The sequence below is a fragment of the Ruegeria sp. YTSB088 genome (genome assembly GCF_059609825.1).
The window spans coordinates 87,115-102,066 of the sequence record NZ_JBXWMM010000005.1 but is presented as its reverse complement, the minus strand read 5'-3'; the positions used below and the strand labels follow the sequence as shown (position 1 = coordinate 102,066).

Sequence of the window (14,952 nt, the reverse complement as noted above, 5' to 3'; positions counted from 1 at the left end):
CATGAAACACTCACGCGCTGATTTCCCCAAAGATTTCCTCTTTGGTGTTGCCACCTCTGCGTACCAGATTGAAGGCCATGCACAGGGCGGTGCGGGGCAGACTCATTGGGATACCTTTGCGGCGTCGCCGGGCAACGTGGTGCGCGGAGAAAACGGAGACGTGGCCTGCGATCACCTGAACCGGTTCGAGCAGGATTTCGATCTAGTGCGCGAAGCCGGGTTTGACTGTTATCGCTTTTCGACAAGTTGGGCACGTGTATTGCCGGAAGGGCGTGGTCAGGTCAATCAGGCGGGGTTGGACTATTATGACCGATTGGCGGACGCCCTGCTGGAGCGCGGTATCCGCCCCTGTGTGACGCTTTATCATTGGGAACTACCGTCAGCGCTTGCGGATCAGGGGGGGTGGTGCAATCGCGATATCGCGGATTGGTTCGCGGATTATACGCAGGTCATCATGGGTCGGATCGGTGACCGGATGTTCAGCGCCGCGCCGATCAACGAACCCTGGTGTGTCAGTTGGCTGAGTCATTTTGAAGGCCACCATGCGCCCGGTCTGCGCGACATCCGCGCCGCTGCGCGAGCGATGCATCACGTTTTGTTGGCCCACGGCAGGGCCATTCAGGCCATGCGCAGTCTTGGCATGAGCAATCTGGGCGCTGTGTTCAACCTCGAATGGTCCGAGCCAGCAGATGACAGCGCGGAAGCGCGGCTTGCCGCAGATCGCTACGACGCCATTTATAACCGGTTCTTCCTTGCCGGGATTTTCAAAAGAGAATATCCCCAAACAGCCTTGGTGGGATTGGAGCCACACCTGCCCAAGGGCTGGCAGAACGACTTTGAAACCATCGGAGCACAGGTCGATTGGTGCGGGTTGAACTACTATACCCGAAAATTGATCGCCCCGGCGGACACCGCCTGGCCCAGCCTGCAAGAGGTTCCCGGGCCTTTGCCGAAAACGCAGATGGGATGGGAAATTGAGCCCTCTGCCCTCACCCGCTTTCTTATCAGAACAACGAAAGACTATACGGGCGCGATGCCAATCTATATCACCGAAAACGGTATGGCGAGTGAGGCGCGCGTGCAGGACGATGATCGTATCGATTATCTCGACCGGCACCTCGTGGCCGTGCAGGACGCCTTGACACAAGGTGTTCCGGTGAATGGCTATTTTGTCTGGTCTCTACTGGACAATTACGAATGGGCCTTCGGGTACGAGAAGAGGTTTGGACTGGTGGACGTGGATTTCGAAACACTTGCGAGAACGCCCAAAGCGTCTTTCATGGCGCTAAAATCCGCCCTGTCCGAGGGTCAGAACGTCTCTCAACCGTTAGCGCAACCATTCGGGGCTGTGCATGAGCATTGGAACTTGGTTGCGGATATTGGTGGCACGAACACACGTTTGGGCGTCGTCACGAATGGCGAATTGGCAGATCTTCGGAAGCATCCGACGGGGACATTGGAAGACCTGTTGGAGGCATTCCATGATCTCAGAGACGAAATCGGAACAAATCCACAGGCCGTCGTAGCTGCGGGCGCGGGGCCCGTCAGGGATGGGACTATTCAACTGACCAACGCAAACCTGGATCTCTCGGAGACAGAGTTGGCAAATGCAACAGGAGCGCAGCGCACCTTTGTCATAAATGATTTTACCGCCGCGGCATGGTCGGTGGCCGAGGTGACCCGGTCGGATGTTGCCGTCTTGCAGGGACAGGCAACGCCGCCCGCGGGCACGCGATTGGTTGTTGGCCCCGGAACCGGGCTCGGCGTTGGCGCCTTGCTTTACTCAGAAGGCAGATATCATACGGTTTCCGGCGAAGGCGGGCATGTGGGTCTGTACCCGCGCCATCGCGAAGAAGTTGATATCTTTGAAGCGGCGCGTCGTATCGCACCGGGCTGTTTCTTTGGGGACAGCCTGGCGCTGGAAGCAGAAATGTTCCTGAGTGGAACCGGCCTACCGGTCCTGTATCAGGCGGTTGAGTTGGCAGCCGGTCAGGCGCGGGCACAGGTGCGCTCTGCGAAAGAAATTCTGAACGATGCCCGCAGCGGCACCGATCTCATCGCCGAAAAAACGGCGCAGATTTTTACCACTCATCTGGGTGCATTGATGGGTGATCTGGCGGTCACCTTGATGCCAGAGGGAGGCGTTTTCCTTGTGGGTGGCGTTGCCGAGAAAAACCGCTGGCTTTTCAGTGACAACTTCAAGGATGCGTTCAACGGCGGCGGCCGCTTCAGCGATTTGCGCCGTTCCCTGAACCTCTACGTGTCTGAACAGGCAGAGTTCGGGATCATCGGCGCAAACAACTTCTGCAAGAACGCGCTGAGACAGTAACCAGACTAACCGAAATTTCTATTCCAAGAAGGACCAAGACATGATCCTGTGCTGTGGTGAAGCGCTGATAGATATGATCTCAGAACCGACCGTGTCGGGTGCACTGGGTTTTGTGCCACATACCGGTGGTGCAGTTCTGAACACAGCTGTTGCGATGGGGCGTCTGGGCGTGCCGGTTGGAATGCTGACAGGTTTGTCATCGGATATGTTCGGACGGCAACTGATCGATGCCCTGAAAGCCAGTCATGTGGACACGACGCATGTGATTATCTCGGACCGCCCGACCACGCTTGCCTTTGTACAGCTTTCTGATGGGCACGCGTCTTACAGCTTTGTTGATGAAAACACGGCGGGCCGGATGTTGCTGCCCGAAGACTTGCCCGATCAACTTCCAGCGGTTTCCGCTCTGTATCTCGGTGGTATCAGCCTTGCCTGTGAACCTTGCGCAGATGCTTATGCCGCCCTCCTGGACCGCCACGGTTTCGACCGGGCTGTGATGCTTGATCCGAATATCCGCCCGGGTTTCATCAAGGATCACACCCGATTTAGAACGCGTTTGAACCGCATGATCTCACGAGCAGATATCGTCAAGGTTTCGGACGAGGACTTGGACTGGATCATTCCGGGTAACGAACCCGAAGCCGCGAAGGCGTCTATGCTGTTGCAGGCGGGTCCAACCGCTGTCATCGTCACGCGTGGCAGCGACGGGGCGCACGGTTACCTGGCAGATGGTTCAGAAGTCTCAGTTCCTGTGAAGCCCGTTGAAGTGGTCGACACAATCGGCGCAGGTGACACGTTCAACGCTGGCGTCCTGACCGGTCTCAGCCGTGCAGGGCATCTGACCAAATCAGGTCTGCGCGGATTGACTGCGGAAAACTTGCGAACGGCCATGGAACTGGGCGCGGATGTGGCCGCAGTGACCGTATCCCGAGCCGGGGCGGAACCGCCTTGGGCGCATGAGCTTTGATCTTTAGAATGGCACAATGAAACGATCTGAAATCAACCGTATCAAATCCCAGGCACACGCGTTTATTCAGTCCTTCGGTGCCGTGTTGCCACCCTTTGCGAATTGGACGCCAGAGCAAATGCGCAGCCCTCTGGCGGAAACGATTCGCAACCGCGGGCTGGGATGGGACATCACCGATTACGCACAAGGCCGTTTCGACGAACTTGGACTTTTTCTGTTCACTCTGCGCAATGGTGAGGCGAGGGATCTGAAATCCGGGCGCGGGATGCTCTATGCGGAAAAACTGTTGATCTCGAAAGACAATCAGCTTTCTCCGATGCACCGGCATATCGTCAAAGCAGAAGACATCATCAACCGGGGCGGCGGCGACCTCGTTCTGGAAATCTATGCGTCGGATCCAAACGGTGGCGTTGACCGCGACAACCCGGTGACGGTCCCCAGCGATGCCTGCCCTGTAACCTTGCAACCCGGAGAGCACTTGCGGCTGAAGCCGGGGCAAAGTGTAACTCTGATGCCCGGCATCTGGCACGCTTTCTGGGCGGAGCGCGGCGATTGCCTTATTGGCGAGGTTTCGACCGTGAATGACGACCGTACGGACAATGTCTTTGAAGAGCCAATCCCGCGGTTTTCAAAGGTCGAAGAAGATGCAGAGCCGGATTTCCTGCTTGTATCGGACTATTGAAACCGTTCGGTCCGGGCTGGCGTGAACAGGATAATCGGCTCAACTATCGCATATCCTTCCACCACCCCACATCGTCTGCCGCTTGACAAGTCTTGCGTAGCCGGACTAGCTGATCGGGATGGTTCCGTAAGGGATGAAAATGGGAATACGGTGCGGCGCAGGGATGCGCCAAGTCCGTGACTGCCCCCGCAACTGTAAGCGGTGAGCGACGCCACTGTACCACTGATCCGAAAGGGTTGGGAAGGTGGGCTGAGCCTTGACCCGCAAGTCAGGAGACCTGCCATCGCATGGTAAACCAACCCGGGGCGGGGCGTCCCCGAAGGAGGCTTGATGGCGCGTTTGCGTAATATATGGGTATTTGCCCTCTGTCTGCATCTGGCAAACGACGGAGATGGCAATGGCCTGCTATTCTGATCACTACGTTCTGATCTGTTCAACATGTCAGGGGACGATGCCTGCCGAGGCCGCGCAAGACGCACTGGACGCTCAGTTGCCTGACGGTTTTGAAACCCGAATGGTGGCCTGCATGGCAGGTTGTGAACGGGCCATGACCGTTGGATTTCAGGCCGCAGGCAAAGCGCAGTACCTGTTCGGCGACATTAAGACATCACACGACCTGGCTGCCCTGGTCGAATTCGCGACGCAGTTCGGCGACAGCGACGATGGCTGGACCAGCGCGTCGGACCGTCCTCCTGCCCTCTTTGCAAAGACCCTGTCGCGAATACCCGCTTTGCCATCCCGAGGGACGTCATGAGTTTTCTGGTTGCCGAGGATCTGGAATACTACGCTCTCAATGGTGATATCCTGTTGCAGGACGTGTCCTTTCGTCTGGAAGAAGGATCAATTCTGGCAATTGCCGGACCGAACGGTGCCGGTAAGACCACTCTGCTGAAACTGCTATGCGGGATCGAACGGATTGCGTTGGGTGATGTTTGGATTCAAGGCAAAAGCCTTCGCACTCTGTCCGCCCGCCAACGCGCCCGATCCATTGCTGTGGTCGGACAGCAGGAAACGCCCGATGGACGGATGCGGCTGCAAGACTATGTTGCGCTGGGACAAATCCCGATTCAGGGTGAACGATCGACGGCTCAACATAAAGCTGACCTTGAACGGGTGCTGACGACGACCGAACTGTCGCATTTCGCAAACAAACCGATGAGCCAACTGTCGGGCGGTGAACGTCAGCGCGCGCATATTGCTCGCGCACTGGCCCAGAATCCGTCTTTGTTGTTTCTGGACGAACCAACCAACCATCTGGACCCGGATGCCAAGGGGCACATGCTGTCCTTGGTCGCTGACCTGGGGGTAACGGTCGTCATGATCGTCCATGATCTGGTCATGATCCCGGAATTCGCCAGCCATGTGGCGTTGATGAAAGCCACGCGCCTGACCGGGTTCGGGCCTGTCAGCGAAGTTCTGACCACAGACCGGGTACGTGACACATTTGGTGTGGATTATCTGTGCTTTCAGCACGAAGGCCGCATGATCCCGGCGCTGGACATCCGAAAACGAAAACTGTCATCATAACAGGAGTTAAAAATGATGCACAAACTCTGGCCAGTGGTTGTTTTCACTGGCTTGGCAAGTGGCGCAGCAGCGGAGGCCGTCACGGTGGACAACTGCGGCGAACCGCTTGTTTTTGAAACGGCGCCCGAGCGTCTGGTCGTGCACGACATGAACATGACGGATATGGCCTTTGCGCTCGGCCTTCAGGACAAGATCGTGGGGCTTACCGGAATTACCGGCTGGTACAAAACAAGCCCCGATTTTGATGCTCAGCGTGGCGATATCCCAGAACTTGCCCCCAAATACCCGACCATTGAAAACCTTGTGGCCGTCGAGCCCGATCTGTTCTTTGCCGGTTGGTACTATGGCATGAAACCCGGTGGCGATGTTACGCCCGACACCCTGGAACCCTTTGGTATCAAGACCATGGTCCTGACCGAAAGCTGCGTGCATCTGGACAAGGATCGCCCCGAGGCCAGCATGAACCTTTTGTTTGGTGACGTTCTGCGTCTGGGCATGGTGATGCAGGTCGAGGACGAGGCCGAAGCGCTGGTTGCCAACTGGAAGGACCAACTGTCCGCCATTGAAGCAAAAACAGCCGATCTGGCAAAGCCCCGCGTGTTCCTGCTGGACGGACCGGCCGATGCTCCGTTTACTGCCGGCAAGTTCGCCATTCCCGATGCAATGATCGCAGCCGCCGGTGGCGAAAACGTGACACATGATCTGGATACCAGCTGGGGCCGCACGTCGTGGGAAGCCGTGGCAGCGGCTAACCCGGAATTTCTGGTGCTGCTCGACTATCAGTCCGGCAACGGCGCAGAGGACACCTTTCAGTTCCTGAAGGATCATCCGGTGATGTCACAAACGGACGCGGTAAAGAACGAACGCTGGATTGGCCTGCGTTACGAAGAACTGACGCCCGGCCCGGCAAACATCGAGGCAATCGAAAAAATGGCGAAGGCCATGCACCCGGAGACCAACTGATATGGTCCAATTGGGCCGTTTGATTTTGCTGGGGGCGGTTGTTCTGACCGCCCTTTTGCTGTTGTCCATCGTCTACGGGACCACTCCTATCCCCATGCGCGAAGTTTTTTCAGCCATCGGTCTTGGAACCGGTCTGGTGGACGGAGACATGTCGCCTTTGCACCGGATCGTCTTCGACCTTCGCCTGCCCCGCGCCCTGTTTGCTGCCGTGATTGGCGCGGGGCTGGGCGTTGTTGGTGTTGTTTTGCAAACAACGACGCGAAACGATCTGGCAGATCCGTTTCTGTTCGGTCTGTCCTCTGGTGCAGCTGCTGGCGCCGTTCTGGTGATCACGGTCACAGGTGATGTATTGGGCATCTGGACGTTGCCGTTGGCGGCGTTTTGCGGCGGTCTGATCGCATCAGGCATTGTTCTGGCGCTGGTTCAGGGCTTACGCACGAGCGCGCCTGAAAAACTTATCCTGGCTGGTTTGGCGGTATCCTTTCTGTTTTCCGCGATCACCAATTACCTAATTTTCTCTGGCGACAATCGCGCTGCGCATTCGGTGATATTCTGGATGCTTGGCGGTTTGGGACTAGCAAGATGGGAAACGTTCCCGCTTGTCTTAATCGGATTGGGCCTGATCCTGAGCTATTCACTTTATCGCAGCCGGTGGCTTGACGCACTGCTGACCGGAGATTTTACAGCCTCTTCACTGGGTATTCCCGTTCAGGGCCTGCGGTTCAGTATGTTCTTCGTTGCCGCGTTGGCGACGGCCAGTTTCGTTTCCGTTGCCGGCGTCATCGGCTTCGTCGGGTTGATGGTACCGCATATTGCACGCGGCATCGCCGGAACTCTGCACCGAAACCTGCTGGTCGCCTCAGCCATCGTGGGCGCAATTCTACTGACTCTCTCTGATATCTTGTCACGCCTTCTTCTGGCTCCGCAGGAGTTGCCCGTCGGAATCGTCACAACGTCAATAGGATCACTTTTTGTCTTCTTGTATTTATTCAAATCTGATCGCGGGAACTAGTTTCCAGAGGTTGCGCGACACTTTCATTTTTCAACATTGATGAGGTCAAGCAGTTCGGCATGCAATTCGGGGGTTGCGGCGGAAACGACCGCGCCATCTGAATCGAGGGTCAAAGCGTGCCCCTGCCAATCGGTCATCACTCCGCCAGCGGCTGTGACAAGGGGTGAGACCGCCAGATAGTCATAAGGTTGCAAATCGTAATCCACGACAGCATCGACATGCCCCGAAGCAAGCAAGGCATGGGGGTAACAATCATAGGCAAATCGGCGCGTCTGCCCTGCGGTCATCAGCCGGGTGAACAGGTCAGGATGGTCGCGGTAGATCTTGTCCCCTTCATTCACATACAAAACCGATTGATCCAGGCGTGTTGTTTGCGCGACCTGTACCAGTCGCCCGTTCAGGCGGGCGCCGTCACCAATTACTCCCAAGTAGGTCTCACCTAAGGCCGGCATTCCGACCAGTCCGAACTGAGGTTGTCCATCAAATAGATGAGCCAAAAGGAATCCGAACAAGGGATGGCCGGACAGAAACGATCGAGTTCCGTCAATGGGGTCAATGACCCACATATGGAGCCCGTCGCCAGCCTCCTGACCGTGTTCTTCGCCAAAGATGCCATGCTCTGGGAAATGCTGATTCAGATAGGCCCGTACTTCTGCTTCAACTGCCTTGTCGGCCTGCGTCACCGGGCTTTCATCCTGCTTGAATTCAACACCTAAAGAACCCCGAAAAAAACGCATAGCGGACTCCGAGGCAATATCAGCAATCTTCATCGCGTGTTCAGTCAACGCATCTGAGGTTACCATTTCCGGTCCTTTCGGCTGAAGTCATCCGATTTCCGACGGATGAAGGATTGATTGCCCTGAAAACTGAATGAGAAGTCATGCAGTTCAGTCTTCAGATTGGCGTGAAGTGTGGCAATACTGTAACTTTATCAACGGCTTATAGGTCGAAAACAGCCAGATTCAACGACCTAACGGACATTCGGGGCGGATTTACCGTGTTAGCATGCTTTCCCTATGCGTTCCGATCGCTGTGTGTTTGTCAGTTGATCAGCTCTTGCACCCTCGGGTCAGATTTTCACCCGGCTCATCTGCGGGTCGTACAGCGGTTGCAGTGTCACTTCGCACGGAACCCTTTGAGTTGCGACATCCAATTCATATGTCCCTGATGTGACGTATTCCGCGTCGACGCCCTTTGCGTTTCGGATGTAACCGTAGCCGATCGACTTTCCGACGGTGTAGCCATAGCCGCCCGAGGTCAGCCACCCGACTCTTTCGCCATTCCGATAGATCGTTTCACGCCCCAGAAGAACAACGTCGGGTTCAACCGTGAAACATGCCAGCATCTTCTTTACGCCGCCGGTTTTTTGCGCCTCAGAGGCGGCACGCCCTTTGAAATCAATATTCTTCCGGAGTTTCACGGCCCAGCCCAAGCCACTTTCGAACGGCGTATGATCCGGCCCGATATCCGAACCCCAGGCGCGGTAGCCTTTTTCAAGGCGCAGCGATTCAATGGCCCTGTAGCCCGCATTTATCAATCCATGCGGCCGCCCGGCCTCCATCAGCGCGTCATAGACGGTCTGTGCATACTCCACGGGCAGGTGCAGTTCCCACCCTAATTCACCAACATAGGTCACACGCAGCGCCTTGACCGGACACCCGGCGATGCCGATGGTGCGGATCGCGCCAAACTTGAACCCGTTATTCGAGACGTCATCGCGCGTCACCGCCGCAAGAATCTCACGCGCTTTTGGTCCCATCAATGACAGAACTGCATTCGATGAGGTGATATCGAACAGCTGGCAATTCATACCCTCGGAAATGCTGCGGTCGATCCAGTCGAAGTCATGAGTGGCGAAGCCAGTACCGGTGACGATGTAGAACTCATCATGAGCCACCCGCCCAACGGTCAGGTCGCACTCGATCCCGCCCTTGTTGTTCAACATTTGGGTATAGACAAGGGCACCAACCGGCTTGTCCACATCATTGGCACAGATCCAGTTCATCGCTGCCAGTGCATCCGGACCCTTAAGGGCGAATTTGGCGAAAGATGTCTGATCGAACAACACAGCCGCTTCGCGTGCCGCTTTATGTTCGCGACCTACGGCATTGAACCAATTCTGGCGGCCAAAGCTGTATTCATCCCTGGGTGTCTCGCCCTTTGATGCATCGGCGTACCAGTTGGGGCGTTCCCAGCCCAGTTTCTCTCCAAAGCACGCGCCTTGCTTTTTCAGCGTGTCGTAAAGCGGCGACTTGCGACAGGGGCGGCCAGAGTCATGTTCCTCATGCGGCCAAGCCATCGTGTAGTGTTTACCGTATGCTTCAACGGTACGGGTGCGAACCCAGTCGGTGTCGAAATGCGGGCGGCCAAAGCGACGAATATCAGCAGACCACAGATCGAAGGGCGGCTCGCCATTAAATACCCACTCCGCCAGCGCCATGCCTGCACCGCCGCCAGCCGCGATGCCAAAGGCATTAAAGCCCGCGCCGACGAAGAAATTCTTCAACTCAGGCGCTTCGCCGATGATAAAATTGCCGTCAGGCGTGAAGCTTTCCGGCCCGTTGGTCAACGTTTTGACGCCAGTGTTCTCCAGCGCAGGCACGCGCCCCAGCGCAAGCTCCATAAGTTGTTCGAAATGATCGAAATTGCTGTCGAGAAGGGTATAGTGGAAACCTTGCGGAATCCCCTTGGTGGCCCAGGGGATCGGGTTCGGCTCGTACCCGCCCATGACCAGACCTCCGACTTCTTCCTTGTAGTAGGTCAGCCGGTCGGGATCGCGCAGAGTGGGCAGATTGCCGGGCACGTCGAAAGGTTCGGTCACCATGTACTGGTGTTCCATCGGAACCAGAGGAACGTTGACGCCAAAGCGGCTGGCAAAGGTGCGGGTCCATTGCCCGGCGCAGCAGATCACCTTTTCACACTCGATCCGACCATGTTCGGTGATTACCGCGAGAATCTTGCCATCTTCAATCTCGATATCGATGACCTGGGTGTCTTCGAATATCTTCGCCCCGGCCATGCGGGCGCCCTTGGCCAACGCCTGCGTGATATCTGACGGGTTGGCCTGACCGTCAGTCGGCAGATAGGCCGCGCCGATCACGTCAGAGACATCCATCAAGGGCCAAAGCTCTTGCGCCTCGGATGGGGTCAGAAGTTGCATGTCCAGACCAAAGGAATGAGCTGTCGTGGCCTGCCGTTTGACTTCGGTCCAGCGCTCTTCGTTGCAAGCAAGGCGCAAGCCGCCATTCATCTTCCAGCCTGTACCGAGGCCGGTTTCCTCTTCGATCTTGTTGTACAGATCGACGGAATAGCCCAGCAATTGCGTGATATTTGCGTTCGAACGCAACTGTCCAACCAACCCTGCGGCGTGAAACGTGGTGCCTGAAGTCAGTTTCTTGCGCTCCAGAAGCACCGTGTCAGTCCAGCCCAGCTTGGCCAGGTGATAGGCGGTCGAGCAGCCGATGATCCCGCCGCCGATAATGACGGCTTTGGCTGTTGTAGGAAGGTCGGTCATGTCTGTCCTCAGGTGTTTTCGAAATCGGTAAGGGCTGCGCGGAACCGCGCCAGGTTTTCAGCTGTGTAGGCTGCGTAATCAAAGTCGATATCCGAGGTGATCTCGGACACCATGCTCCACATGGTTTCCCGCAGCAGCGAGGCGCATTTCATCGCCGCATATCGATGGCGCAGGTCGTAGGTTATCGGGGCCTCAAAATAGGCTTCAAGCATCCAGTCTTCCTGTTCAGGCGACAGGCCATTGTTCGACGCCAGCCCGCCCAGATCAAAAAGCGGCGAGTTGAATCCGCCATAGTCGAAGTCGATCAGCCAAAGGCGATTGCCGTCGTCCAGAAAATTGCCACAGAGCAGGTCGTTATGGCCGAACACAATGTCATACGGCCCTGCCTCACGCTCCAGCAGCGTGCCTGCGTCGATCAGATCGGGGATTAGCTTTGCATGGGCGCTGTCATTCTCGGTCAGTGTTGCGGCATAGTCCCGGATGACGTGGAACACCCAGAATACCAGCGACGGCCCGCGCAGGTGTTTCGGCACTTCGACATGACAGGTTTTGACCAATTCCAGAACACGGGGCAGCATGTTCGGATGGCGGACATCTTCTTCCGTCAAGGTGCGGCTTTCGATGAACTCCAGCACTGTCAGATCACCTGAGGAATGTACCACGGCAGGCGACAGACCCGCTGCATTGGCTGCCTTGCTGGCGGCCAGCTCATTGAACCGCATCACCTGATGCAGGGGGATGTCGTCGCCCACACGCACCACATAAGACCCGCTGCCATCCGTTACCTTGAAGTTCACATTGGTGATGCCACCGGTCAGAGGAGTGGCCTCGATTTTACCCTGCCAGATTGGCAGAGCGCGGATGCGGGTCATCAGATCAGGATGGCTCAAATCAACTCTCCAGTCCAAAGCGGATGCGGGCCTGACGGGCACTGGCATTGATCAACCGATCAGCGATGATGGCGATGAAGGCAATTGACAGACCGGCCACCAGACCGCGACCGGTATCGGCTTTGGTCAAGGCGATGTAGACCTCTTGCCCCAGATCACGGGTACCGACGAGAGCGGTGATCACCAGCATTGACAGCGCCAGCATGATCGTCTGATTGACGCCCAGCAGGATTTCAGGCAACGCCATCGGCAGCCGGATATGGCGCAGCAGTTGCGTACGGGTGCAGCCTGAGACCAGACCTGCCTCGATCAGTTCCTCACTGACCGAGCGCACGCCATGGGCGGCATAGCGGACAGCTGGGGCCAGCGCATAGAGGACGATGGCGATCAGGGCGGTGAAATCGCCGACCCGGAACAACATGACGACAGGGATCAGATAAACAAAGCTGGGAAGGGTTTGCAGCGTGTCGATCAGCAGGTTGATGGCAGTCCCGGCGCGTTTGTTCAGCGCCGACAAAACTCCCAGGGGCACACCGATCAGTGTCGCCAATATGACGGATGCACCGCACAGATACACGGTTATCATTGCCTTTGACCACAAGCCCGAAAGCAGGATCAATGAGGCCATCCCACCACACAACAGCGCCAGCCGCCAACCGCCAGCGTGCCATCCCAGCAAGGTCAGCATCGCGATGGCCCAAGGCCATGGGATACCCAGCAGAACCGTTTTGATCGGGATCATGAACCACGTCAGAAAGAAGACCTTGATCGCCTCGAACGTGTCGAAATAGTTGACGTTCAGGTACGCGACAGTGTCATCCCAGAACGCACCGGTCGTGATGGTCTGGCTTTGGGGGTATTCCAGCAGCAGTGGCGAGAACTGTCCCAGAACCCAGGTCAGCACCAATAAAATCAGCACCAAAACCGTCCGGCGATGACGAGCGATCCACGAGCCGGGAGCCTCATGATGCACTTGCCCCATACGTTCGGCAAAGGCTTGGCTCAGACGGTCGACGGCAATGGCCAGTACCACGATGGCGATGCCGGCTTCGAACCCTGCTCCAATGTCCAGACGGCGCAGCGCGGCGAGGACGTCAAAGCCCAGCCCCCCTGCCCCAATCATCGAGGCGATGATGACCATGTTCAGGGTCAGCATAATCACCTGATTGACGCCTACCATCAGGCTGTGGCTGGCCGAGGGCACAAGCACTCGCCACATCAACTGCCGCTGGGTTGTACCCGCCATGCGCCCGAAATCTAGGATTTCGGGATCAACGCCTTTCAGCGCCAGCGTGGTGATCCGCACCATCGGTGGGGTCGCATAGATGATCGTCGCGACCAAGGCAGAGATTGGGCCAAAACCAAACATGAACAGGATCGGCACCAGATAAGCAAAGATCGGGATCGTCTGCATCAAGTCCAGAATGGGCGAGATGATCTTTTCAAAAAGCGGATGGCGATAGGCCAGAATGCCCAACAACAATCCTCCACCTGCGCCAATTGGTACGGCAATCAGGACCGACGCCAGCGTCACCATGGCGCTGTCCCATTGTCCGAAAACTGCAAGATAGATAAAGCAGGCCCCGACCAAAGCGGCCAATCCCCAGTCACGGCAATATTGACCCAAGGCGACAACGGCGGTGATGACTACAATCCAGCTGATTGCAGGCAGGATAACCTGTGCGTCATTCCCCTGACCGCTGACAAAGCCATCGGCCAGCAGGGCAAGAACCAGATTATAGGGCTGTTCGATCAACCATGCGATGGCGCGGGTGATATCGGTGAACGAGACCGGACCAACGGCCGCATCTTCGATCAGCCAGGACATTGCCAACGAGATATAGGACTTGAACGGAATGACCCAGGCCGAAGGGAACTTTGTCAGCCAGCGCGCATCCAAGGCTTTGCTCAGATCGCGACCATAATACCCAAGAATGACCGTGATCAGAACGAGCACCAGAATGATGATCTGACTGCGGTTCAGGCGTGTCATGCCACGTCTCCACCGCCAAACAGCACGTGCGCCACGGCCTTGCGATCAATGGCGCCAACGACTTGCCCGTTGTTGTCAGCAACAGGGATCGGCGCGTCTGCGGCAATGATCCGTTCGGCCACATCGGACACGCGGGTCGATTGCAAGATCGGATCCCCTTCGCCAGCAGCCCCGGCCATCATGACGCCACCGACTGTCAGAACTTTGGACCGGGGGATATGCCGCGTGAATTCAGCGACGTAATCCGTTGCAGGATGCATCACAAGCTGTTCTGGTGTGGCGATCTGGATAACCTCACCATCCTTCATGATGGCAATCCGATCAGCCAGTCTGACCGCCTCTTCAAAATCATGAGTGATGAAGACAATCGTCTTGTGCAGGCGCTCCTGCAGGCGCAGGAATTCGTCCTGCATCTCGCGGCGGATCAATGGGTCGAGGGCCGAAAACGGCTCGTCCAAAAACCAAAGGTCCGGTTCAGTCACAAGCGACCGGGCGATCCCCACGCGCTGCTGCTGTCCACCCGAGAGTTCGCGCGGATAATAATCTTCACGACCTTTCAGGCCGACCAATTCCACGACCTCGCGGGCATTGGCGTCGGCTTCGGCTTTGGGAGTGGCCTGAATAGTCAACGGGAACATTACGTTCTGCAAAACGGTCAGATGCGGCAGCAACGCGAAATGCTGGAACACCATGCCCATCTTGTGACGCCTGATTTCAATCAGTTCTTTCTCACTGGCGCGCAAAAGGTCAGCATCATCGAACAGGACTTCTCCGCCAGTAGGCTCGATCAACCGGGACAAGCACCGAACCAGAGTTGATTTGCCAGACCCCGACAGGCCCATGATGACGAAAATCTCGCCTTCAGAGATTTCGATATTGGCGTTGCGGACTGCGCCGATCACGCCTGCCTTGCGAATATCATCTGCCGTAGGTTCAGGGGTTGTCCGCAGAAGCCGATCTGCGTTGGGGCCATAGAGCTTCCAGATATTTCGGCACGACAGTTTGGTCTTGGGGGGCATCAGTGTGGTCCGGTTAATTCGCGAAAAAGGCCAGAGCGGACCGAGAGAGCGACAGG

General features: G+C 56.8%; 12 protein-coding genes, 1 pseudogene and 1 riboswitch. Of the genes and pseudogenes, 8 read left to right on the top strand and 5 right to left on the bottom strand.

Annotated features, from left to right (window positions below; all coding sequences use genetic code 11):
- Nucleotide 1: 1 nt before the first annotated feature.
- The 8 genes and pseudogenes from AC2FFA_RS09805 to AC2FFA_RS09770 form a co-directional block, all read left to right on the top strand.
- A pseudogene (locus AC2FFA_RS09805) lies at nucleotides 2–1,303 on the top strand (GH1 family beta-glucosidase); the annotation flags it as partial.
- Entirely contained in the window at nucleotides 1,280–2,329 is a 1,050-nt protein-coding gene (locus AC2FFA_RS09800) for a glucokinase (protein ID WP_254683882.1), read from the top strand. The pseudogene AC2FFA_RS09805 and the gene AC2FFA_RS09800, both read left to right, overlap by 24 nt.
- A 40-nt stretch (nucleotides 2,330–2,369) precedes the next feature.
- A complete protein-coding gene (locus tag AC2FFA_RS09795) occupies nucleotides 2,370–3,296 on the top strand; it encodes a carbohydrate kinase family protein (RefSeq protein ID WP_496851462.1) in 927 nt (308 codons plus the stop codon).
- A gap of 16 nt (nucleotides 3,297–3,312) precedes the next feature.
- A complete protein-coding gene (locus tag AC2FFA_RS09790; protein WP_496851460.1) occupies nucleotides 3,313–3,978 on the top strand; it encodes a D-lyxose/D-mannose family sugar isomerase in 666 nt (221 codons plus the stop codon).
- Nucleotides 3,979–4,082: 104 nt separating this feature from the next.
- Nucleotides 4,083–4,277: riboswitch (cobalamin riboswitch) on the top strand.
- Nucleotides 4,278–4,375: 98 nt separating this feature from the next.
- Complete coding sequence (locus tag AC2FFA_RS09785; RefSeq protein ID WP_496682873.1) at nucleotides 4,376–4,732, top strand: DUF1636 family protein; 357 nt, start codon at nucleotides 4,376–4,378, stop codon at nucleotides 4,730–4,732.
- Nucleotides 4,729–5,505, top strand: a complete 777-nt coding sequence (locus AC2FFA_RS09780; protein WP_299898064.1) for an ABC transporter ATP-binding protein — start codon at nucleotides 4,729–4,731, stop codon at nucleotides 5,503–5,505. The genes AC2FFA_RS09785 and AC2FFA_RS09780 overlap by 4 nt, the downstream gene beginning before the upstream one ends.
- A 12-nt stretch (nucleotides 5,506–5,517) precedes the next feature.
- The gene (locus AC2FFA_RS09775) at nucleotides 5,518–6,468 is read left to right on the top strand and encodes an ABC transporter substrate-binding protein (protein WP_496851457.1); all 951 of its coding nucleotides are present in this window, start codon (nucleotides 5,518–5,520) and stop codon (nucleotides 6,466–6,468) included.
- Nucleotide 6,469: 1 nt separating this feature from the next.
- A complete protein-coding gene (locus tag AC2FFA_RS09770) occupies nucleotides 6,470–7,480 on the top strand; it encodes a FecCD family ABC transporter permease (RefSeq protein WP_496718271.1) in 1,011 nt (336 codons plus the stop codon).
- A gap of 23 nt (nucleotides 7,481–7,503) precedes the next feature.
- Here the strand turns inward: AC2FFA_RS09770 and AC2FFA_RS09765 are convergent, their stop codons facing one another.
- The 5 genes from AC2FFA_RS09765 to AC2FFA_RS09745 all read right to left on the bottom strand — a co-directional run bounded on the left by AC2FFA_RS09765 (nucleotide 7,504) and on the right by AC2FFA_RS09745 (nucleotide 14,896).
- Nucleotides 7,504–8,283 carry an inositol monophosphatase family protein gene (locus tag AC2FFA_RS09765; RefSeq protein WP_496851455.1) on the bottom strand — a complete coding sequence of 260 codons (780 nt, stop codon included), beginning with the start codon at nucleotides 8,281–8,283 and terminating at the stop codon, nucleotides 7,504–7,506.
- 266 nt (nucleotides 8,284–8,549) lie between these two features.
- Nucleotides 8,550–10,994, bottom strand: a complete 2,445-nt coding sequence (locus AC2FFA_RS09760) for a GcvT family protein (protein ID WP_496851453.1) — start codon at nucleotides 10,992–10,994, stop codon at nucleotides 8,550–8,552.
- Nucleotides 10,995–11,002: 8 nt separating this feature from the next.
- Complete coding sequence (locus tag AC2FFA_RS09755; RefSeq protein ID WP_496851675.1) at nucleotides 11,003–11,866, bottom strand: phosphotransferase; 864 nt, start codon at nucleotides 11,864–11,866, stop codon at nucleotides 11,003–11,005.
- 19 nt (nucleotides 11,867–11,885) lie between these two features.
- Nucleotides 11,886–13,877, bottom strand: coding sequence for an ABC transporter permease (locus tag AC2FFA_RS09750; protein ID WP_496851451.1), 1,992 nt, complete (start codon nucleotides 13,875–13,877; stop codon nucleotides 11,886–11,888).
- Entirely contained in the window at nucleotides 13,874–14,896 is a 1,023-nt protein-coding gene (locus AC2FFA_RS09745; RefSeq protein WP_117873172.1) for a quaternary amine ABC transporter ATP-binding protein, read from the bottom strand. The genes AC2FFA_RS09750 and AC2FFA_RS09745 overlap by 4 nt, the downstream gene beginning before the upstream one ends.
- Between the last annotated feature and the right edge of the window lie 56 nt (nucleotides 14,897–14,952).

Bases quoted from the DNA above. Each gene is read 5' to 3' on its own strand.
- AC2FFA_RS09795 (WP_496851462.1), top strand. From the start codon at position 2,370: ATGATCCTGTGCTGTGGTGAAGCGCTGATAGATATGATCTCAGAACCG.
- AC2FFA_RS09775 (WP_496851457.1), top strand. From the start codon at position 5,518: ATGATGCACAAACTCTGGCCAGTGGTTGTTTTCACTGGCTTGGCAAGT.
- AC2FFA_RS09745 (WP_117873172.1), bottom strand. From the start codon at position 14,896: ATGCCCCCCAAGACCAAACTGTCGTGCCGAAATATCTGGAAGCTCTAT.
- AC2FFA_RS09765 (WP_496851455.1), bottom strand. From the start codon at position 8,283: ATGGTAACCTCAGATGCGTTGACTGAACACGCGATGAAGATTGCTGAT.
- AC2FFA_RS09760 (WP_496851453.1), bottom strand. From the start codon at position 10,994: ATGACCGACCTTCCTACAACAGCCAAAGCCGTCATTATCGGCGGCGGG.
- AC2FFA_RS09785 (WP_496682873.1), top strand. From the start codon at position 4,376: ATGGCCTGCTATTCTGATCACTACGTTCTGATCTGTTCAACATGTCAG.
- AC2FFA_RS09800 (WP_254683882.1), top strand. From the start codon at position 1,280: ATGGCGCTAAAATCCGCCCTGTCCGAGGGTCAGAACGTCTCTCAACCG.
- AC2FFA_RS09755 (WP_496851675.1), bottom strand. From the start codon at position 11,866: ATGACCCGCATCCGCGCTCTGCCAATCTGGCAGGGTAAAATCGAGGCC.
- AC2FFA_RS09750 (WP_496851451.1), bottom strand. From the start codon at position 13,877: ATGACACGCCTGAACCGCAGTCAGATCATCATTCTGGTGCTCGTTCTG.
- AC2FFA_RS09770 (WP_496718271.1), top strand. From the start codon at position 6,470: ATGGTCCAATTGGGCCGTTTGATTTTGCTGGGGGCGGTTGTTCTGACC.
- AC2FFA_RS09790 (WP_496851460.1), top strand. From the start codon at position 3,313: ATGAAACGATCTGAAATCAACCGTATCAAATCCCAGGCACACGCGTTT.
- AC2FFA_RS09780 (WP_299898064.1), top strand. From the start codon at position 4,729: ATGAGTTTTCTGGTTGCCGAGGATCTGGAATACTACGCTCTCAATGGT.